Annotated in this window: 18 protein-coding genes; 11 read left to right on the plus strand and 7 right to left on the minus strand. The window is 65.5% G+C overall.

Annotated elements, in window-relative coordinates:
* From KUV49_RS03695 to KUV49_RS03705, 3 genes are read left to right on the plus strand one after another with little or no spacing between them, the layout of a single operon-like run.
* Positions 1 to 1,029, plus strand: a complete 1,029-nt coding sequence (locus tag KUV49_RS03695) for an iron ABC transporter substrate-binding protein (RefSeq protein ID WP_222451668.1) — start codon at positions 1 to 3, stop codon at positions 1,027 to 1,029.
* Positions 1,002 to 2,024 (plus strand): FecCD family ABC transporter permease, encoded by a 1,023-nt coding sequence (locus tag KUV49_RS03700; protein ID WP_222451669.1) that lies wholly within the window; start codon positions 1,002 to 1,004, stop codon positions 2,022 to 2,024. The genes KUV49_RS03695 and KUV49_RS03700 overlap by 28 nt, the downstream gene beginning before the upstream one ends.
* Positions 2,024 to 2,848: an ABC transporter ATP-binding protein gene (locus KUV49_RS03705; RefSeq protein WP_222451670.1), complete on the plus strand. Its 825-nt coding sequence runs from the start codon at positions 2,024 to 2,026 to the stop codon at positions 2,846 to 2,848. The genes KUV49_RS03700 and KUV49_RS03705 overlap by 1 nt, the downstream gene beginning before the upstream one ends.
* On the opposite strand, the gene KUV49_RS03710 is transcribed toward KUV49_RS03705, so the two are convergent.
* Positions 2,803 to 3,012 (minus strand): molybdopterin-binding protein, encoded by a 210-nt coding sequence (locus tag KUV49_RS03710; protein ID WP_152490713.1) that lies wholly within the window; start codon positions 3,010 to 3,012, stop codon positions 2,803 to 2,805. The genes KUV49_RS03705 and KUV49_RS03710 overlap by 46 nt on opposite strands.
* 111 nt (positions 3,013 to 3,123) lie before the next feature.
* Between KUV49_RS03710 and KUV49_RS03715 the strand changes: the two genes are divergently transcribed.
* The 7 genes from KUV49_RS03715 (at position 3,124) to KUV49_RS03745 (ending at position 11,298) form a co-directional block, all read left to right on the plus strand.
* On the plus strand, positions 3,124 to 4,278 hold the full coding sequence (locus KUV49_RS03715; protein WP_222451671.1) for a putative sulfate/molybdate transporter: 1,155 nt from the start codon (positions 3,124 to 3,126) through the stop codon (positions 4,276 to 4,278).
* A 105-nt stretch (positions 4,279 to 4,383) separates the two neighbouring features.
* A complete protein-coding gene (locus tag KUV49_RS03720; RefSeq protein ID WP_222451672.1) occupies positions 4,384 to 5,271 on the plus strand; it encodes a LysR family transcriptional regulator in 888 nt (295 codons plus the stop codon).
* 92 nt (positions 5,272 to 5,363) lie between these two features.
* Positions 5,364 to 5,840 (plus strand): formate dehydrogenase subunit gamma, encoded by a 477-nt coding sequence (locus KUV49_RS03725; RefSeq protein ID WP_222451673.1) that lies wholly within the window; start codon positions 5,364 to 5,366, stop codon positions 5,838 to 5,840.
* Positions 5,837 to 7,345: a formate dehydrogenase beta subunit gene (locus KUV49_RS03730; RefSeq protein WP_222451674.1), complete on the plus strand. Its 1,509-nt coding sequence runs from the start codon at positions 5,837 to 5,839 to the stop codon at positions 7,343 to 7,345. Before KUV49_RS03725 ends, KUV49_RS03730 begins: the two co-directional genes overlap by 4 nt.
* Positions 7,342 to 10,275: a formate dehydrogenase subunit alpha gene (gene fdhF / locus KUV49_RS03735; protein WP_222451675.1), complete on the plus strand. Its 2,934-nt coding sequence runs from the start codon at positions 7,342 to 7,344 to the stop codon at positions 10,273 to 10,275. The genes KUV49_RS03730 and fdhF overlap by 4 nt, the downstream gene beginning before the upstream one ends.
* Positions 10,272 to 11,102, plus strand: coding sequence for a formate dehydrogenase accessory sulfurtransferase FdhD (gene fdhD / locus KUV49_RS03740; RefSeq protein ID WP_222451676.1), 831 nt, complete (start codon positions 10,272 to 10,274; stop codon positions 11,100 to 11,102). The genes fdhF and fdhD overlap by 4 nt, the downstream gene beginning before the upstream one ends.
* A complete protein-coding gene (locus KUV49_RS03745) occupies positions 11,092 to 11,298 on the plus strand; it encodes a formate dehydrogenase subunit delta (protein ID WP_152490706.1) in 207 nt (68 codons plus the stop codon). The genes fdhD and KUV49_RS03745 overlap by 11 nt, the downstream gene beginning before the upstream one ends.
* A gap of 338 nt (positions 11,299 to 11,636) precedes the next feature.
* Here the strand turns inward: KUV49_RS03745 and KUV49_RS03750 are convergent, their stop codons facing one another.
* Complete coding sequence (locus KUV49_RS03750) at positions 11,637 to 12,266, minus strand: GNAT family N-acetyltransferase (protein ID WP_222451677.1); 630 nt, start codon at positions 12,264 to 12,266, stop codon at positions 11,637 to 11,639.
* Positions 12,263 to 12,409, minus strand: a complete 147-nt coding sequence (locus KUV49_RS03755) for a hypothetical protein (protein WP_222451678.1) — start codon at positions 12,407 to 12,409, stop codon at positions 12,263 to 12,265. Before KUV49_RS03755 ends, KUV49_RS03750 begins: the two co-directional genes overlap by 4 nt.
* Positions 12,410 to 12,783: 374 nt before the next feature.
* Between KUV49_RS03755 and KUV49_RS03760 the strand changes: the two genes are divergently transcribed.
* On the plus strand, positions 12,784 to 12,999 hold the full coding sequence (locus tag KUV49_RS03760) for a hypothetical protein (protein WP_222451679.1): 216 nt from the start codon (positions 12,784 to 12,786) through the stop codon (positions 12,997 to 12,999).
* Positions 13,000 to 13,051: 52 nt separating this feature from the next.
* On the opposite strand, the gene cysG is transcribed toward KUV49_RS03760, so the two are convergent.
* Genes cysG through nirD form a run of 4 tightly spaced genes read right to left on the minus strand, consistent with a single transcriptional unit; the run spans position 13,052 to position 18,410 of the window.
* Positions 13,052 to 14,491 (minus strand): siroheme synthase CysG, encoded by a 1,440-nt coding sequence (gene cysG, locus KUV49_RS03765; RefSeq protein ID WP_222451680.1) that lies wholly within the window; start codon positions 14,489 to 14,491, stop codon positions 13,052 to 13,054.
* Between the two features lie 12 nt (positions 14,492 to 14,503).
* Entirely contained in the window at positions 14,504 to 15,454 is a 951-nt protein-coding gene (locus KUV49_RS03770; protein ID WP_222451681.1) for a glycosyl transferase family protein, read from the minus strand.
* Positions 15,451 to 18,081 carry a nitrate reductase gene (locus tag KUV49_RS03775; RefSeq protein ID WP_222451682.1) on the minus strand — a complete coding sequence of 877 codons (2,631 nt, stop codon included), beginning with the start codon at positions 18,079 to 18,081 and terminating at the stop codon, positions 15,451 to 15,453. Before KUV49_RS03775 ends, KUV49_RS03770 begins: the two co-directional genes overlap by 4 nt.
* On the minus strand, positions 18,081 to 18,410 hold the full coding sequence (gene nirD / locus KUV49_RS03780; RefSeq protein ID WP_222451683.1) for a nitrite reductase small subunit NirD: 330 nt from the start codon (positions 18,408 to 18,410) through the stop codon (positions 18,081 to 18,083). The genes KUV49_RS03775 and nirD overlap by 1 nt, the downstream gene beginning before the upstream one ends.
* Between the last annotated feature and the right edge of the window lie 107 nt (positions 18,411 to 18,517).

The following is an 18,517-nucleotide window of genomic DNA, read 5'->3' on the forward strand; positions in this document are numbered from 1 at the left end:
GTGAGATACCTGCTTCTGCTGCTGTTGCTGGTGGCGCTGCCGGTGCAGGCGCGCACGATCACCGACAGCGCCGGGCGGATCGTTGAGATTCCAGACGACGTGACCACCGTGTTTGCCGCCGGGCCACCGGCCGCCATCCTGCTTTACATCATGAAGCCCGAGGCGATGACCGGCTGGCCCCGCGCCCTGCGACCCGAGGAGCGCGCCTATATCGCCGAGCCCTATCGAGACCTGCCCGAAACCGGCCGTCTGACCGGGCGCGGCGGCGAGGCGAACCTAGAGCGCGTGCTGCAGATCAAGCCCGACCTGATCCTCGATTTCGGTTCGGTCCGGGACACCTATGTCGACCTCGCCAACCGGGTTCAAGAACAGACTGGAATCCCGTATATCCTGATTGACGGACGGTTCGAGAACACACCTGAGGCGCTGCGCCTGCTGGGCGAGGCGCTGGGTGTGCCGGAACGCGGCAACGCCTTGGCGCAGGATGTGGAGTCGACGTTTGCCCGGATCGACGCCATTCTCGAAGACGTCTCGGAAGAGGAGCGCCCCCGCGTCTACCTGGCCCGTGGTCCCGAGGGGCTGGAGACGGGAATGAAAGGGTCGATCAACACCGAGATCATCCAGCGCGCGGGCGGGCTCAACGTGGCGGACGATGGCGGCGCGACGCGCGGTCTGGTGCAGGTGTCCATGGAACAGGTGATCGTGGCCAACCCCGACACCATCGTGACGTGGGATCCGAACTTTTACGGCAGGGTCTTCGACGACCCGCTGTGGCAGGGCATGGACGCGGTCGAGGCGGGGCGCGTCTACCTGTCGCCGACCGCCCCCTTCGGCTGGATCGACCGGCCGCCATCGCTCAACCGGATGATGGGCCTGATATGGATGGCCGGATTGCTCTATCCTGACAGGTGGGAGGGCGATCTGCGCGCAGAGACCCGCGCTTTCTACGAACTCTATTATCATGTCGACCTGAGCGACGAGGAACTTGAAAGGCTGCTGGCATGGGCCGAGGGACGACCGCCGAACTGAAAGGCTCAAGGCCCGGCCTGACCTTGACCGGCGGCCTCGCGCTGTGTGTGGCCGTGCTTGCCTTCGGTGCGGTCATGATCGGCCCCTATGGCCTGTCTCCGGGCCAGACACTGGCGGCATTGCTGGGGCAAGGAGAAAGCCAGGCCGAGATCGTGGTATGGAACATCCGCCTGCCCCGGGTCGGCGCGGCGCTGCTGGTGGGGGCGGCGCTGGCGGCGGCGGGGGCCAGTTACCAGGCGCTTTTCCGCAATCCGCTGGTGTCGCCCGATATCCTGGGCGTGTCGGCCGGTGCCGGGCTTGGCGCGGTTGCCGGCATCTTCCTGTCGCTGCCGGTGGCCGCGATCCAGGCGTCGGCCTTCGTGGGCGGCATGGCGGCGGTTGGCGTCGTCACGCTGGTGGCGTCGATGGTGCGCAACACCGACCGGACGCTGACGCTGGTGCTGATCGGCGTGGTGATCGGCGCGCTGGCCGGCGCGGCAACGTCGCTGCTGAAGGTCATGGCCGACCCCTATGACCAGTTGCCGGCGATCACGTTCTGGCTTCTAGGGTCGCTGGCCGCGATCACCACCGAAGATATCGGTCCCGCACTGCCCATGGTATTGATCGGGCTCGTGCCGCTGGCCCTGCTGCGTTGGCGGATCAACGTCCTCAGCCTCGGTGACGAGGAGGCGCGCGCGCTGGGGGTGGAGGCCGGGCGCACGCGGTTCCTGGTGATCGCCGCCGCCACGCTGATCACCGCGAGCGTCACGGCGCTGGCGGGCGTGGTGGGCTGGGTCGGGCTGGTGATCCCGCATATCGCACGAATGATCGTCGGCCCCGGCTTTGGCCGGCTCCTGCCCGCCTCGGTGCTGATCGGTGCAGGGTATCTTCTGATCGTGGACACGGCGGCGCGAACGATGGCGCAGGCCGAAGTGCCGCTGGGCATCCTGACCGCAGTGATCGGCGCGCCCTTCTTCGTCTGGCTGCTGGCCCGCGGCCGGCGGGGTTGGTCGTGATGCTGGAGGCACGGAACCTTGTCATCGGATACGCAAACGCGCAGGTGGGCGCGGATCTGCGCCTGTCGGTTCAGGCCGGAGATATTCTATGCCTGCTTGGCCCCAACGGGTGCGGGAAAACCACGCTCTTCCGCACCTTGCTGGGGTTGCTGCCGCCGCTGGCCGGTGAGGTTCGCCTTGGCGGCACCCCTGTCACCGCGCAACGCCGCGCCGAGATTGCCCGGCGCATCGCCTATGTCCCGCAAGCCCACGCACCGCCATTTCCGTTCGAGGCGCTGGAGGTGGTCCTGATGGGGCGCACCGCGCGGCTGGGGTCGTTCGCGCAACCGGGCAAGGCGGATCGTGATGCGGCACAAAAGGCCATGGATCAGCTTGGAATCGGGGACCTCGCCGCGCGCGATTATTCGCGCCTCTCCGGCGGTCAGCGCCAGCTTGTCCTGATCGCGCGGGCGCTGGCGCAGGACACGCCGCTGATCGTGATGGACGAACCCACCGCGAGCCTTGATTTCGGGAACCAGGCGCAGGTTCTGGCGCGGATCGCAAAGCTGGCGCAGGGCGCGTCGTCCGAGCGGCGCGGGATCATCCTGTCGACCCATGACCCCGACCAGGCCTTTGCGCTCAATGCCCGCGTCCTGCTGATGCACCAGGGCCGGATCATCGCCGACGGCCCGGCCAGCGATGTGCTGACCGCGTGCAACCTCAGCACGGTCTACGGCATCCCCGTGACCGTCGAGACCACCGGGTCAGGCCGAAAGGTCTGCCTGCCGTCCCTTCACCCTCAGTCGGACCCGACGATCACGTCCGACGCCTTGACGATTGCGTAGGCCGTCTTGCCAACCTCAAGCCCCAACTCCTCGACCGACGCATTGGTGATCATCGCTGTCACCATGGTGGCGCCGCCAACGTCGATCTGCACGGTCGCGTTGACCGCGCCCTTGTCGATGGCGGTCACGGTTCCGGCAAGCTTGTTGCGTGCGCTGAGTTTCATGGCTTGTGTCTCCTGTCATCGTGAATTTCGTGCTGACGATATGAAGCACAAGTCCGATCTCAGCAACCCCACGCGGGTTTCGCGGCGTCGTCAGCATCGGGAGCAGTTGCGATGAGGCGGCACCCGTCAGACCGGCTTCGCTTTGACCTGCGCGAAGTGAACGGGGCCCTGGGGGATCTCGGCACGCTGCTGCCGCTGACCATCGGGGCCATTGCCATTGTGGGTCTGTCGGCGACGCAGGTGCTGCTGGGCTTCGGCCTCTTCTACATCGCGACCGGCCTGATCTACCGGCTGCCGGTCCCGGTCCAGCCGATGAAGGCCATCGTCGCCGTGGCGCTGGTGGCCGAGATCTCGCCGGCCTCCATCGCGCTCAGCGGAATGCTGATCGGCCTGGCGCTGCTTTTGCTGGGAGGAACGGGCGTCATAGATAGGATCGCGCGCCTGGTGCCGCAATCGGTGCTGACCGGGCTTCAGTTGGGACTGGGCCTGGGACTGGCCTGGATATCGCTTGGGCTAATGGCCGGGCAGCCGCTCATCGGGCTGCTGTCGCTGGGGCTTGCCGCTGCGGCGTTGCGGCTGGGAACACACGCGGCCCTGATGACGCTCGGTTTCGGCGTGGCGGCGGGCCACTTCGTCGGTCACGAGGCCCTGCCTGATCTGGCTGGCGTTGCGGCTGCGGGCTGGCTGGCGCCGGTTCCAAGCCTTGAAGACATGCGCATCGCCATTACCGACCTCGCCCTGCCGCAGCTTGCCCTGACCCTGACCAACGCGGTGATCCTGACCGCGATCGTGGCCCGGGACAGCTATGGCGCGCGCGCCGCACGGGTGACGCCGAAGCGTCTGTGCCTGACCTCGGGTGTCGCCAACCTGGCCTTGTCCCCGTTCGGAGCGCTTCCGATGTGCCACGGCGCCGGGGGTGTCGCGGCGCATCACCGTTTCGGCGCGCGCAGCGGCGGCGCGCCGGTGATGCTGGGGGCCGCGCTGCTGCTGGTGGCGCTGCTTCCGCAATACCTGCGGCACACGGCGTTGCTAGCGATCCCATCCGCAACGCTGGGGGCCTTGTTGCTGGTCGCCGCGGTCGAGCTTGCCGCCAATCGCCGACTATTCGACGCCAGGCCGTCGTGCAGACCCGTCATCGCGGTCACCGCGCTTGCGACGTTTCTGGGCAATCCGCTAATCGGGCTGATCCTCGGCACGCTTGCCGAGGTGGTTCGGAAAGCCGTTCTTGCCCACCTGTCGGGCCGAAAAGCGGAAGAACCGGAATGACGAAGCCACTGTGTCGGGCCTCGGTTTCGCGAAAGCCGCGTCCGGAAAAGGACCAATCATTCAAGAAATCTATCAGGACAGCCTGTTTCGATTGGCATTACCCAAATGATTGACAAGCTGGAAATGTTCATCGCCGTCGCCAGGGAAGGCCATTTCGGTCGTGCGGCCGCCGGTCTGGGCATCACCCAGCCGACCCTGTCGAACGGGATCAAGACGCTGGAGGATCAGCTTGGCGTGCAACTGATCTTTCGCGGATCGCGCTTTGGCGGGCTGACGCCGGAAGGCCAGACTGCGCTGGACTGGGCCAGGAAGATCGTCGGGGACACGCGGCAGTTGCGCGAGGAAATGCGGGTCAAGCGCGATGGCTTGTCGGGGCAGTTGCGCATCGCCGTCATTCCGACGGCCCTGACGGTGGCGGCGCGGCTGTGTCAGCGCTTCAATGCCAGGCATCCGAAGGTTCACTTCACCATACTGTCGCGCACGTCGATCGAGATCATGTCGATGCTCGACAACCTCGAGGTGGATGCAGGCATTTCCTATCTCGACAACGAACCGATGGGGCGGGTCAGCACCGAACCGTTGTACGAAGAGCGGTACATGCTCGTGTGCACGAACGATTCCCCCTTTGCGAACCGGCATGACGTGGCGTGGGAGGAGCTGTCGGGCGAAAAGCTGTGCCTGCTGACGCCGGACATGCAGAACCGCCGCATCATCAACCGGAATTTCTCTGCGGCCAATGTCTCGCCGGAAACCTGTATCGAATCCAATTCGACGATCGTCCTGGTGGCGAATGTCGAATCCGGCGGCTACCTGACCGTGCTGCCCGAGGAGCTGGCGCGCTTCCTCGTGGCCGGAAAGCCGCTGACCGTCGTGCCGCTGACGGGCCGCGAGCCGTCTCACGCGGTCGGCCTCGTGGCCCCGTACCGAGAGCCCCATACCCCTGTTCTGGATGCCCTTTTGCGGACCGCGAGGAAGCTGTCGAAAGCGGATTGATAGCCTATCCCTATCGGTCGACCGATCTGCGATATTGTCGTCGGCCCGCACCTTCTGTCTGCTTGGCGCAATTGGACGCAGGAGGTTAGCCCATGCAATCAGCCGCCCCCACACCCACCGAAGACGAGATCGCCGCGCTTATCGACGCCAATGCCGATCTGGAAGGTCCGTTGCTGCCGATACTGCACGCGTTGCAGGAGAACTTCGGGCACATTCCCCGGCCCGCCATGCAGATGATCGCGGATCGGCTCAACATCACCAAGGCCGAGTTGCACGGTGTCATCAGCTTCTACCACGATTTTCGCGAAGCCCCTGCCGGCAAGCATGTTCTGAAGATCTGCCGCGCCGAGGCCTGCCAGGCGATGGGCGGCAACGCGCTGGCCGAAGAGACGCTGGCAAAGCTGGGGCTGGACTGGCACGGCACCACGATCAACGGCGCGGTCACGGTCGAGCCGGTCTATTGCCTTGGCCTCTGCGCCTGCGGTCCGGCCGCGATGCTGGACGACCATTGTGTAGGCAAGGTGGACCGCAGCCGCATGGATGCACTGCTGGCGGAGGCGGGCGCATGAAGATCTATGTTCCCATGGACAGTGCCGCCAAGGCGCTTGGCGCTGACGCGGTGGTCGCGGCCCTGAAACAGGCCGCACCCGAGGCGCAGATCATTCGCACCGGCACCCGTGGCATGATCTGGCTGGAACCGCTTGTCGAGGTCGAAATCGACGGGGTTCGCCACGGCTTTGGCCCCGCAACGCCGGACGACGCGGAAGCCATCCTCGATGGCAGCAGCGCCAAGGCGGTTGGCCCGGTGGACGACCTCGACTGGATGAAGCGCCAGACCCGGCTGACCTTTGCCCGCGTCGGTGTGATCGACCCGCTGTCGCTGGACGACTACGAGGCGCATGGCGGCATTGCCGGGCTTAAACGCGCCCTTTCGATGACAGGCCAGCAGATCGTGGACGAGGTCAAGACCTCCGGCCTGCGCGGCCGCGGTGGCGCGGGATTTCCGACCGGGATCAAGTGGCAGACCGTGCATGACGCCGAGGCGCCACAGAAATACATCGTCTGCAATGCCGACGAGGGCGACAGCGGCACCTTCGCCGACCGCATGATCATGGAGGGCGACCCCTTTACGCTGATCGAGGGCATGGCAATCGCCGGACTGGGAGTCGGGGCCACCAAGGGGTATGTCTACCTGCGGTCCGAGTATCCCGATGCCATCGCGGTGATGACCCGCGCGGTCGAGATCGCCCGTGCCGAAGGCGTCCTTGGCGAGAATATCCTCGGGTCGCCACACAAATTCGACATGGAAATCCGCAAGGGCGCAGGCGCCTATGTCTGCGGCGAGGAAACCTCGCTGCTGAACTCGCTCGAAGGCAAGCGCGGCGTCGTCCGCGCCAAGCCGCCGCTTCCGGCGCTCGAAGGGTTCCTGGGCCGGCCCACCGTGGTCAACAACGTCATCAGCCTGGCCACCGTGCCGGTGATCTTCGAGAAAGGCGCCGAGCATCACGCCAGCTTCGGGATCGGCAAATCGCGCGGCACCATCACGCTTCAGATCGCGGGCAACGTGGCGCGCGGCGGCCTGTTCGAGACCGGCTTCGGCGTGACCCTGGGCGAGGTGATCGACGATCTTGCCGGCGGCACCGCCACCGGCCGCCCGTTCAAGGCGGTGCAGGTCGGCGGGCCTCTGGGGGCCTACATGCCGCGGTCGAAATTCGACGCGCCGATGGGATACGAGGAATTCGGCGCCGAGGGCGGGCTCATCGGCCATGCCGGGCTCGTGGTCTTCGACGATACAGCCGACATGCTGGGCATGGCGCGCTTCGCAATGGAATTCTGCGCCGTGGAAAGCTGCGGCAAGTGCACCCCCTGCCGGATCGGTGCAGTGCGCGGGGTGGAAACCATCGACCGCATCGCACGCGGCGATGCCGACGCCGTGACCATCCTCACCGACCTGTGCGAGACGATGACCGACGGATCGCTTTGTGCGCTGGGCGGCTTCACGCCCTACCCGGTCATGTCCGCGCTCACCCACTTCCCCGACGAATTCTCGACCGCCAAGGAGGCCGCAGAATGAAAGACCTGATCATTCCCGACGACCGCGACATGGGCACCCCCGCCAAGACGGGCGAGCCCGTGACCCTGACCATCGACGGCTTCGAGGTGACCGTGCCCGAAGGCACCAGCGTGATGCGCGCGGCGGCCGAGGCGGGCATCCAGGTGCCCAAGCTTTGCGCCACCGACAGCCTTGACGCGTTCGGCTCCTGCCGCCTCTGCGTGGTGGAGATCGAAGGCCGGCGCGGCACGCCCGCCTCCTGCACCACGCCCGTCGCCCCCGGCATGGCCGTGCACACGCAGTCGAAGAAAGTGCGCAAGATCCGCACCGGGGTGATGGAGCTTTATATCTCCGACCACCCGCTCGATTGCCTGACCTGCTCGGCCAATGGCGATTGTGAGTTGCAGGACATGGCCGGTGCCGTGGGCCTGCGCGACCAGCGCTACGAGGCCGGGCGCAACCATTACGACGCCAAGGGCGGCACGCTGGCGCAGGGCGACATCCGAGCCCGTGCCCCGGAAGGCGACAAGGGCAATCCCGAATACATCCCCGCGGACACCTCCAACCCCTATTTCAGCTACGACCCCAGCAAGTGCATCGTCTGCAACCGCTGTGTGCGCGCTTGCGAAGAGGTGCAAGGCACCTTTGCCCTGACGATCGAGGGGCGCGGATTCGAGTCGCGTGTCAGCGCGGGCACCGCCGAGGACGATTTCCTTGCCTCGGACTGCGTCAGCTGTGGCGCCTGCGTGCAGGCCTGCCCCACCGCGACGCTGCAGGAAAAATCGGTGATCGAGATGGGCACGCCGGACCGCTCGGTCGTGACCACCTGCGCCTATTGCGGCGTCGGCTGTTCCTTCAAGGCCGAGATGCAGGGTGACGAGCTGGTCCGCATGGTGCCTTACAAGCACGGTAAGGCGAACCGGGGCCATTCCTGCGTCAAGGGGCGCTTCGCCTATGGGTATGCCCATCACAGCGACCGCATCCTGAACCCGATGATCCGCGACCGGGTGGACGAGCCCTGGCGCGAGGTCAGCTGGGACGAGGCGCTGGATTTTGCCGCAACTAAGATGCTGGGGCTGCAAGAGACCTACGGCAAGAAATCCATCGGCGTCATCACCTCCAGCCGCTGTACCAACGAGGAAACCTACCTGGTACAGAAACTGGCGCGCTCGGTCTTCGGCAACAACAACACCGATACCTGCGCCCGAGTCTGCCACTCGCCCACCGGCTACGGGTTGGGCCAGACCTTCGGCACCTCCGCCGGCACCCAGGATTTCGACAGCGTCGAAGACACCGACGTGATCATCGTCATCGGCGCCAACCCGACCGACGGCCACCCCGTCTTTGCCAGCCGCATGAAAAAGCGCCTGCGCCAGGGGGCCAAGCTGATCGTGATCGACCCGCGCCGGATCGACCTGGTGAAGTCGGCCCATATCGAGGCCGCGCATCACCTGCCCTTGCGGCCCGGCACCAATGTTGCCGTGGTCACGGCGCTGGCGCATGTGATCGTGACCGAAAGGTTGATGGACGAGGACTTCATCCGCAGCCGCTGCGACTGGGAAGAATTCCAGGAATACGCCGCCTTCGTGTCGGACCCGCGCCACAGCCCCGAGGCGACCGCGCTGCTGACCGGCGTCGACCCGGCAGAATTGCGCGCCGCGGCGCATCTTTATGCCACGGGCGGCAACGGCTCGATCTACTACGGCCTGGGCGTGACCGAGCACAGCCAGGGTTCGACCACCGTCATGGGCATCGCCAACCTCGCCATGCTGACCGGCAACCTTGGCCGGCGCGGCGTGGGCGTGAACCCGCTGCGGGGCCAGAACAACGTGCAGGGCGCCTGCGACATGGGCTCGTTCCCGCACGAACTGCCGGGCTATCGCCACGTCAAGAACGCTGACGTGCGCGAGATGTTCGAGGCGCTCTGGGGCACCGAGATCGACCCCGAGCCGGGCCTGCGTATTCCCAACATGCTGGACTGCGCCGTCGACGGCACCTTCAAGGGCCTCTACTGCCAGGGCGAGGACATCCTGCAATCGGATCCCGACACCAAGCATGTCGCGGCGGGCCTTGCGGCGATGGAATGCGTCATCGTGCATGACCTCTTCCTGAACGAGACGGCCAACTACGCGCATGTCTTTCTGCCCGGCTCCACCTTCCTGGAGAAGGAAGGCACCTTCACCAATGCCGAGCGCCGTATCAACCGGGTGCGCGAGGTGATGAAACCACTTAACGGCCATGCCGACTGGGAGGTGACGCAACTGCTGGCCAACGCGATGCTGAAGAAATCCGGGCGCCTGGAATGGGCCTATAGCCATCCCGCGCGCATCATGGAGGAAATCGCGGCCACCACGCCCTCTTTCGCCGGGGTCGATTATGCCCTGCTGGAAACCAGGGGCAGCGTGCAATGGCCCTGCAACGAGGAGCACCCCGAGGGCACGCCGCTGATGCACGTGGACAGCTTCATGCGCGGCAAGGGCAAGTTCATCATCACCGAGTACGTGGCGACGGATGAAAGGACCGGCCCGCGCTTCCCGCTGTTGCTGACAACCGGGCGCATCCTGTCGCAATATAACGTGGGCGCCCAGACCCGGCGCACGGAGAACACCATCTGGCACGAGGCCGACGTACTGGAAATTCACCCCCACGACGCCGAGAACCGGGGCGTGAACGAAGGCGACTGGGTCAAGCTGGCCAGCCGCTCGGGCGAGACTGCGCTGCGGGCCAAGATCACCGACAGGGTCAGCCCTGGCGTGGTCTATACCACTTTCCACCACCCCGACACGCAGGCCAATGTCATCACCACGGATTTCTCGGACTGGGCCACCAACTGTCCCGAGTTCAAGGTGACGGCGGTGCAGGTCAGCCCCTCCAACGGTCCGACCGACTGGCAGGAGGACTACGCGGCCCAGGCCGCGCAGGCCCGCCGCATCCTTCCGGCGGCGGAATGATGACCTTGGGTTTTTCTCCCTGCCAAAGCCGCTCGGGCCTGTCCGTTCAGGCAGAGGGCGCGCGCATGGTCAGCCGCGCCCTTCCCGAAGAGCTGCCGGTGGCGCTGGTCTTCGACGGCTCGACCCAGGCGGTGATGATGGCCACGCCCGGCGATATCGAGGATTTCGCCCATGGCTTTGCCGTGACCGAGGGGATCGTGACCGACCGCACGCAGATCGAAGGTTTCGAGATCGCGGAACATGACCGGGGCATCGAAGCCCGATTCTGGCTGCGCGCCGACCGGCGCGAAGCGCTGGCGGCACGCCGCCGGTTCATGGCCGGGCCGGTGGGCTGCGGGCTGTGCGGCATCGACTCGCTGGAACAGGCGGTGCGCGACGTGCCAAACGTGGCACATCTCGGCGCAAGTTTCAGCCGTGACGACATCGCCCATGCCGCCGACGCGCTGTTCAATATCCAACCCCTGCACCGCCGCACCCGCGCGACCCATGCGGCGGGCTTCGTTCGGCCGGGCCAGGGCGTGGTCATGGCGCGCGAGGACGTGGGCCGCCACAACGCGCTCGACAAGCTGATCGGCGCGTTGTGGCGTGCGGGGCGTGACCCGGCCTCGGGCGCTTTCGTCATGACCAGCCGCCTGTCGGTCGAGCTGGTGCAGAAATGCGCCATGGCCGGCTGCGGCACGCTGATCGCCGTCTCCGCCCCCACGGCCCATGCCCTGCGCCTCGCCGACACGGCAGGCATAACGCTGGCCGCCTTTGCCCGCGGCGGCGGTTTCGATCTCTATTCCAACCCGCACCGCATTTCCCACGAGGTTTCAGATGTCGCCTGACAAACTGGTCATGATGGCCAACCAGATCGCCACGTTCTTCAAGTCCCAGCCCGGCAACGACCATGCCGAGCGCGTCGCGAACCACCTGCAGGATTTCTGGGACCCGAGGATGCGTCGCCAATTCTGCGACTACGTGCAAAACGGTGGCGAGAACGTCGATGACATCGCGAGAAAGGCAGCGGGACTGATCACTTGAGGCGATCCGAAGGTTTCTCACCGGCCTCGGGCGCAGAGCGCGGCGGTTTTTTTGAAGAGCTTCTGCGCAGCGGGATATATAAAGCGTTTTCGCGATAAACCTGAATCACCGCTTACCCGCGAAACGCTTTAGCTTGCGCTTGCAGCGGAAGGGCCACAAGGCGTGTCTGTACTGAAGCATGGCTTGCGCAGTTTGGAAGCCAACCAAGGACCGATCACGTCGGAGCAATCATCGGCCTTGAGGGTTTTGCAAGAAATTCATTGTTCCACGGCCAAATTGACCGTTAGCGTCAAACCACTTCACCAACAAAAAGACCTTGGTTCGTTTCGCTCGAACATTCACGAATCCGAATGACCGGGACGTGAGCCCCATGCCTGTCGGGTGATGCCGAAGCCGGCACAATCCTCGGCATAAGCACGCCGTGCCCCTTCGGCAGAAAGACCGCATTTCTGAAGAACCCGCTGCGACGCCAGGTTGCCGAGGTCGGTGACGGCCTTGATCTCGTCCAGTGCCGTGTGTTCGAATGCGAATTGCAAAAGACGCGTGCAGATCTCGGTTGCAAACCCCTGCCCCCAGAAGTCGGCCAACAGCATGTATCCCACTTCGATTTCGGCGTCCGGGTAGCGATCGCTGATCATTTGCGACCAATCCGTATCGTTGGTTTCAATCGGAAGGGGCAGCAAGACGCCGGTTCCGATCTTGGCGCCTGTATCCACGAGGGTTGCTGCCCATATCCCGATACGGCCACCAGCGGCGCGTCTTACTTCGACAGGCAGATGATTTCGTATTTCATCGGGGCTGTAGACGTCACACACGTACTTCACCACGTCCGGATTGGTGAAAAGCGCAACCGCCAGATCCTCGTCCTCCAGCGTGAGCGGGCGAAGCTCCAGCCTTGCCGTTCTCAAAACCAGATCCTCTGGCGGCAACGGCGGGACAGGCCGATCTCTCCATGAGGGCGAGGTCATGACCCAAGCGCCTTGTTGACCGCCTCGGACTGGGCCTGCTCGCCATAGTATGCGCCGCTGCACAGGACGGCGTAGGCGCCCGCGACCGCTTCGCCTGCAAAGAACAGCGTGTGGGACCGCTCCCGGACTCTTGCGCACGACATAGCTGGGATAGCCCTCATCCATTTCCCAATAGTCCAACATCGAGAAGTCGCGGAAGTCGACACCCTGATCCAGGAGCACCCCAGGTCGAACGGTTGCCCAAGTGTCCTCCAATCGGTGAAGGCAAGCCCGCCACCACGGACCGAACACTTCCCGGAAATCGAGTGTCGCATGCGAACCGGCACCCGGCAAGCTGGTTCGGTCGGTGGCTCTTTGGATCCGAGGCCGCGCGCGGCGTTCTGCAAAACGCGGCCTGCCCTGGGGGAACGAAGCCGTTATTTCGTCATGCTCGAGGGCCGTGACACCCCCATCGCGGTTTTGGCGCAGAACCGTTACGGTGGAAAGCTCAAGGCCCGGGAAGCCTGTTCTGGCACAGATGTGTGACGGCATCCACGAGTTCGGCAGCTTTTCCGGGGCCGAACTGAACCACGCGGGGCAGATGTCGGCCAGCCGCTACGGCCGCGACGTGCCGCTCGCCCCCTTGCACCTGCCGGTCGCATTGCATGACCCGGTGCAGGCCTGCGCGATGGACCTTGAAGAAATTCACGCCTTGCGCAAGTGGCACCGCGGACCCAGAACACGCGGATCATGACAGCGCACAATGTGGCACGACTTGCGCCCAACGCCGTGGACGTCGCGTGTATCTATACCGACACGATACGGAAGCTCGACTGCGCCGCCGCCGTTCTCGTCACCAAGCGCACGCCTGTCGACGACCTCTGGCAGTCAGCATACCGCTTTGGCCAGGTTACCAGCAGAACGGCGCATCCATGCACGTTGTTGCTGTCCAGGGTTTGACCGATCGCCCCGATGGTGGTTCTGATATGTCGCTGATCCGGCTTCGAGATGTCGCAGGCGATGTCGACCGGAGAGTCTGCTGGCAACCCCTTTTCCATAAGGTTGTCGGCAAGGCGTCCGGCATGACGCACCGCCATGTAGAAAGCCGTCGTCGTCCCCGGGCCTGAGTGACGCGTGCTGTCGGGCAGAGGATCGTCGGCACAGCCGGACCCCGTTGTCAGGACAAGGGTGTCGGTGACGTTCCTTTCCGTCAGGCTCTGGCACAACATCGCGCCGGCCGCAGAGGCCGCCGTCACGCCCGGCACAAGCTCTACGGGGATCCCGGAGGCGCGCGCGGCCTCGATTTCCTCGGTTGCGCGGCCGAAGATGCCCGGGTCACCGGATTTCAGGCGGACGACGCGTTGCCCCTTGGCGGCGGCCGCCACGATCACTTTGTTGATCCGCTCCTGGGGCCAGGCATGGGCACCCACATGCTTGCCGACGAAGACCCGTTCCGCGTCGCGGCGGGCCAGTTCGAGCACGTCTGCATCGACGAGGCGATCGTAAAAGATGATATCCGCCTCTTGGAGGCGTTCCACTGCGCGCAGCGTAAGCAGGTCGCGCGCCCCGGGGCCAGCGCCGACGAGGCTGATCTGGCCGGAACCGGCCCGCTCTGGCGCGCCACCTGCTTCGATGGCGGACTTGATCACGCGCGCGGTCTCGCGCTCTTCGCCACGAGTCCAGGCGCCGCGGGGCACCCCCTTGAAGACCCAGGCCCAGAGCGCCCGTCGGTTTGCACGGGGCACCTGCCGTTCGACCGCCGGGCGCAAGCGCCCTGCCAGCGCCGCCAAACCGCCAAGCGTTTGCGGCAGCATCTGTTCCAGGCGGGTCTTGATATCGCGGGTCAGGACCGGCGCCGTGCCTTCGCTGCCGATGGCCACGACGACCGGATCACGATCAACGATCGCCGGCGTGGTCAAGTCACAGAGGTCGGGCTGGTCGACCACGTTGACCGGGCAGCGCACGGCTTTCGCCAGCGCATGGGCGACCGCATCGAGCCCCGGACAGCCCGTTCCGATCAGCGCCATTGCCGCATCCTCGAAGACAGAGGCCGAAAGCTGCGTCTCATGCGTGGCGCGGCCCTCGTCGACCAGCGTGCACAGTTCATCTTCCAGGCAGTCAGCAACGAGAACCAGGCTGGCATCTGTCTTGAGCATCAGACGCGCTTTTTGAGCCGCCTGCTCGCCGCCACCGACGACGACGATCCGGCGCCCTGTGGTGCGTATGAACATGGGAAAGGCCTTCATCGGGGTCTCCTTTCAGGCGGCGCACGGCCGGGCGCGGTTTCGCCAGAGCAAGCCTGCATGGCGCGCGGCATTGGCAAGGCCAAGCGTGTCGAGGGCGAGGGCGGTGGTGGTGACAACGAGGTCGGTCTCGAAAGGCGGGCGGCGGCGGCCCTGCCAGAGGTCGCACAACGCAAGGTCGCCTTCGGCATTGAGCTTGCGGGTTTCGTCGCGCAAGGCAGGCCGCGTTTCCTGCCAGGGGCGACCTTGCCGAAGCCCGAAAGCGGTTATGTCCTTGGCTGGATTGCTCTCGAATTCTCCACCGGCCCCCTTGATGACGCTCAATGCCTCCCAGCCGAGATGCATCGCGGCGTCCGCCTGAAGCTGGCGGTAGGACGGGTGAAAAACGCCCTGAACACTGGCCCCTGCGCGGGCGGGGTTGAGTATCCGGCAAATGGTATTGATGCAGGAGCGCAGGCCAAGGACGTCCCGCAGGTTCAGAAGGCGAAACAGGCCCGGATGAAGGGATTCCAGCGGCATGTAGGCAATGCGATCACGGTCCAGCAGGCGGGCGGCCTCCTCCGGGTCCTCCGCCAGACCGATCCCCGCCTCTGCCAGTCCGTCACGCACCTTTCTGTCCGGCCCGTTCCAGCCATGCAGCAAGACCCGGTGCCCCGCATCCGCCACAAGGCGCGCGGACAGCAGGAACCAGGGCTGGCCCCGTGTCCGCCCGGCGGCATAGCTTGGCCAGTCGAGATCGACAGGTGGCAAGTGAGGCACCAAGCTGGCCGCCGCCTCGGCAAAACCCGCGATTTCCTCCGCGGTCTCCCCTTTCATGCGCAAGAGCATGAGCAGGGCACCCACCGCTTCCGGCGCGGCATCACCAGACAGCAAAAGCGACATGGCCTCGCGCGCCTCGTCCTGCGTCAGGCTGCGCGCGCGGCCCGGGCCGCGCCCCAGTATTCGGACATGATCCTTGAGCGTCATTCGGCGGCCTCCCTTGCGGTCAGACCTTGCAGAATCTCTGCGATCTCGGGACGGCAGGAGCCACAGTTCGTCCCGGCGCGAAGCACTTCGCCGATAGCCTCGACGCTGAGCGCACCCTGGGTCTCGACCGCGTCCAGGATCGTGTTGACGCCGACACCGAAGCACGAACAGATCACCGGCCCCGGATTGGGCACATCGGCGGGCGGGCGTCCTGTCAGGGCCTCAAGCGCTTCGGTCCCCGGTAGCGTCGCGAGATAATCGCGCATCACCGCAACAGGCGTGGGCGCAACAAAGAGAGCGCCGACAATCTTGCGGTCCTGATGCAGCACGACTCGGGCAATCCCGCGGGCCGCATCGGTCATAATGGATGCGACCGCGTCGGGTGCCGCGAAGAGGCGGCGCGCCTCGGCCTCCCAGTTTTGCACCGGGTTCGCTCCGGCCAGTTCTGCACGATATCCCGCTTGGGCGCGGCTTTGCGCCCAGTACTCGCATTGAAGCACCATGGGAGCGGCGGAAACGGCGAACCCGTACCATGCCGCGTTAAATTGCGAGACGGCAACGACGCTCGCCTTGCTTTCCGGTTGCCCCGAAACAGGGTCCGTGGCGGCAGCGACAAGGGCATCGATCCGGGCGCAGGGCGCGGTTTCGCCCGTCCAGTGCATTGGCGCGAAAACCTGACCCGGCGAGACCGCATCGGTGATCCGCGCCCGCAGGATGGCATTGCCCGTGGGACTTGTGACAGTAACGAGATCAGCGGCGGAGATGCCAAGGCGCGCGGCATCGGACGGGTGAATTTCGAGGAACGGCTCGGCAAGATGGGCCGACAGACGCGGGCTGAGCGCGGTGCGGGTCATGGTGTGCCACTGGTCCCGCACCCGGCCCGTATTGAGGCGAAAGGGAAAGCGCGGTCCGGTTTTGGCTGCTGGCGGGCGCCACGACACGGGAAGAAGGCGGGCTTTGCCATTCGGGTGATAGAACGCGCCGTCGCTGAAAAACCTTCCACCCTGCCGTGTGGCCGTAATCGGCCAACGCTGCGGCTCCAGCCGGTCATAGGCTCGGTCGCTCAGGTCGGACAGGCCCGAGATGTCGAAATCACGGCCAGACCGACCGGCGATACCCGAAAGCGTGGTATATTCGCGGAAAATCTCTGCCGGGTTGGCGTAGTCGAAGGCGCGGCTGAACCCCATCCGCTGGCCGACCTGCGCGATGATCTGCCAGTCCGGCCGGGCCTCGCCCGGTGCGGGCAGGACACGGCGCTGGCGGCTGATGGTGCGGTCCGAGTTGGTGACGGTGCCGTTCTTCTCGGCCCAGGCGGAGGCAGGCAGAAGCACATGCGCCAGGCGCGCGGTATCCGTATGCTCGGTGATATCGCTGACAACGGTAAACTCACAACCGGCGATGGCGTCGCGCACCGCATCGGCCTCTGGCATGGACACCGCAGGATTGGTGTGAATGACCCAGAGCGCCTTGATCCGTCCCTCGCCCACTGCGCGGAACATATCCACGGCCTTGAGACCCGGCGCTTTCGGCATGCGGGGCGCGTCCCAGAAACAGCGCACAGCGCTCCGGTGATCTGCATTCTCGATATCGAGGTGACAGGCCAGCATGTTGGCCAACCCGCCAACCTCCCGCCCCCCCATCGCGTTGGGTTGGCCTGTGACCGAGAACGGACCGCAGCCCGGCTTGCCGATCCGCCCGGTGGCCAAGTGGCAGTTGAGGATGGCATTGACCTTGTCGGACCCGGATGTCGATTGGTTCACGCCCTGCGAATAGATCGTGACCACGCGCTCGGTGCGCATCCACAGATCGCAGAACGCTGCGACCTGCTCTGCGTCCAGCCCGGTGACGGAGAGATCGGAGGTGCGCGCGGCGTCGAGCGTCGCGTCGAAACCTTCGGTCCTCGCAAGAAAACCCTTGTCGAGCGCGCCGCCCTCGTAGAGCGCCGTGAATAGCTGGTTGAACAGAGCGACGTCCGAGCCGGGCTGAAGCGCCAGGTGCATGTCCGCACCGTCGCAGCTGGCCGTACGGCGCGGGTCGATGACGACGATCTTCGTGCCCCGGGCTTTGCGGGCGGCCAGCAGGCGCTGATAGAGAACGGGGTGGCACCAGGCGAGATTCGAGCCGACCAGCACGACAAGGTCAGCCTCGTCGATATCTTCGTAGGTGCCGGGCACGGTATCGGTGCCGAAGGCGCGCTTGTGCCCGGCGACCGAAGACGCCATGCAAAGCCGGGAATTCGTGTCGATATTGGCCGAGCCGATGAACCCCTTCATCAGCTTGTTGGCGACGTAGTAATCTTCGGTCAGCAACTGTCCCGAGACGTAAAAGGCCACGCTGTCCGGCCCATGACGCGCGATGGTGTCGCCGAAGCGATCCGCGATCAGTTGCAGCACGTCGTCCCAGCCTGTGTCCTGCCCATTCACACGGGGGCGCAGCAGGCGATGGTCAAGCCCCACCGTTTCGGCCAGAGCCGTGCCCTTGGAACAAAGCCGTCCCAGATTGGCCGGGTGCGCGCTATCGCCCTTGACCTCCAGCCCGCCGGCGCCATCACGTCGCAGCAGGACGCCGCAGCCAACGCCGCAGTAGGGACAGGTGGACCGGGTCCAGGACTGGCCGGCGCCATCCATCACGCGGCGTCCCGCGCGCTCAGGCCTGCGCCGTCGATCAACACGCGACCGTCCTCAACCTTCAGTGGATAGGTGGCGATCTTTCCTTCCTCGCCTTGTGCCTGCCCGGTCTCAAGGTCGAAAACCCAGTTGTGCAGCGGGCAGGTGACCGACTGGCCGTGAACGATCCCCTCTGACAGGGGCCCCGCCTTGTGCGGACAGGTGTTGGACGTGGCGAACACCTCGTTCTCGGCGGTACGGAACACGGCGATACAGCCCCGCGCCGTCTTCAGCTTGCGCGCGCCGCGCGGGGGGATGTCGTCAAGTGCACAGATGTCGATCCAGCTCATGATACGTCCTTTCGGGTGGCAATTGCGTGATCCGCGTCCCGGGCTCGACCCGGGACCTCGGCGTCCGGGCATTTGCGGGAGGCCCCGGCTCGGGGGCCGGGGCGGGC

This window comes from Roseovarius atlanticus (genome assembly GCF_019802205.1).
Taxonomy (GTDB): Bacteria; Pseudomonadota; Alphaproteobacteria; order Rhodobacterales; family Rhodobacteraceae; genus Roseovarius; species Roseovarius atlanticus_A.

Excerpts from the sequence above, each read along its gene's own strand:
- KUV49_RS03755 (WP_222451678.1), bottom strand. The coding sequence starts at position 12,409 with ATGTCGTGCGCAAGAGTCCGGGAGCGGTCCCACACGCTGTTCTTTGCA.
- KUV49_RS03720 (WP_222451672.1), top strand. The coding sequence starts at position 4,384 with ATGATTGACAAGCTGGAAATGTTCATCGCCGTCGCCAGGGAAGGCCAT.
- KUV49_RS03700 (WP_222451669.1), top strand. The coding sequence starts at position 1,002 with ATGGGCCGAGGGACGACCGCCGAACTGAAAGGCTCAAGGCCCGGCCTG.
- cysG (WP_222451680.1), bottom strand. The coding sequence starts at position 14,491 with ATGAAGGCCTTTCCCATGTTCATACGCACCACAGGGCGCCGGATCGTC.
- fdhD (WP_222451676.1), top strand. The coding sequence starts at position 10,272 with ATGATGACCTTGGGTTTTTCTCCCTGCCAAAGCCGCTCGGGCCTGTCC.
- KUV49_RS03760 (WP_222451679.1), top strand. The coding sequence starts at position 12,784 with ATGTGTGACGGCATCCACGAGTTCGGCAGCTTTTCCGGGGCCGAACTG.
- KUV49_RS03730 (WP_222451674.1), top strand. The coding sequence starts at position 5,837 with ATGAAGATCTATGTTCCCATGGACAGTGCCGCCAAGGCGCTTGGCGCT.
- nirD (WP_222451683.1), bottom strand. The coding sequence starts at position 18,410 with ATGAGCTGGATCGACATCTGTGCACTTGACGACATCCCCCCGCGCGGC.
- fdhF (WP_222451675.1), top strand. The coding sequence starts at position 7,342 with ATGAAAGACCTGATCATTCCCGACGACCGCGACATGGGCACCCCCGCC.
- KUV49_RS03705 (WP_222451670.1), top strand. The coding sequence starts at position 2,024 with ATGCTGGAGGCACGGAACCTTGTCATCGGATACGCAAACGCGCAGGTG.
- KUV49_RS03725 (WP_222451673.1), top strand. The coding sequence starts at position 5,364 with ATGCAATCAGCCGCCCCCACACCCACCGAAGACGAGATCGCCGCGCTT.
- KUV49_RS03775 (WP_222451682.1), bottom strand. The coding sequence starts at position 18,081 with ATGGATGGCGCCGGCCAGTCCTGGACCCGGTCCACCTGTCCCTACTGC.
- KUV49_RS03715 (WP_222451671.1), top strand. The coding sequence starts at position 3,124 with ATGAGGCGGCACCCGTCAGACCGGCTTCGCTTTGACCTGCGCGAAGTG.
- KUV49_RS03770 (WP_222451681.1), bottom strand. The coding sequence starts at position 15,454 with ATGACGCTCAAGGATCATGTCCGAATACTGGGGCGCGGCCCGGGCCGC.
- KUV49_RS03750 (WP_222451677.1), bottom strand. The coding sequence starts at position 12,266 with ATGACCTCGCCCTCATGGAGAGATCGGCCTGTCCCGCCGTTGCCGCCA.
- KUV49_RS03710 (WP_152490713.1), bottom strand. The coding sequence starts at position 3,012 with ATGAAACTCAGCGCACGCAACAAGCTTGCCGGAACCGTGACCGCCATC.
- KUV49_RS03745 (WP_152490706.1), top strand. The coding sequence starts at position 11,092 with ATGTCGCCTGACAAACTGGTCATGATGGCCAACCAGATCGCCACGTTC.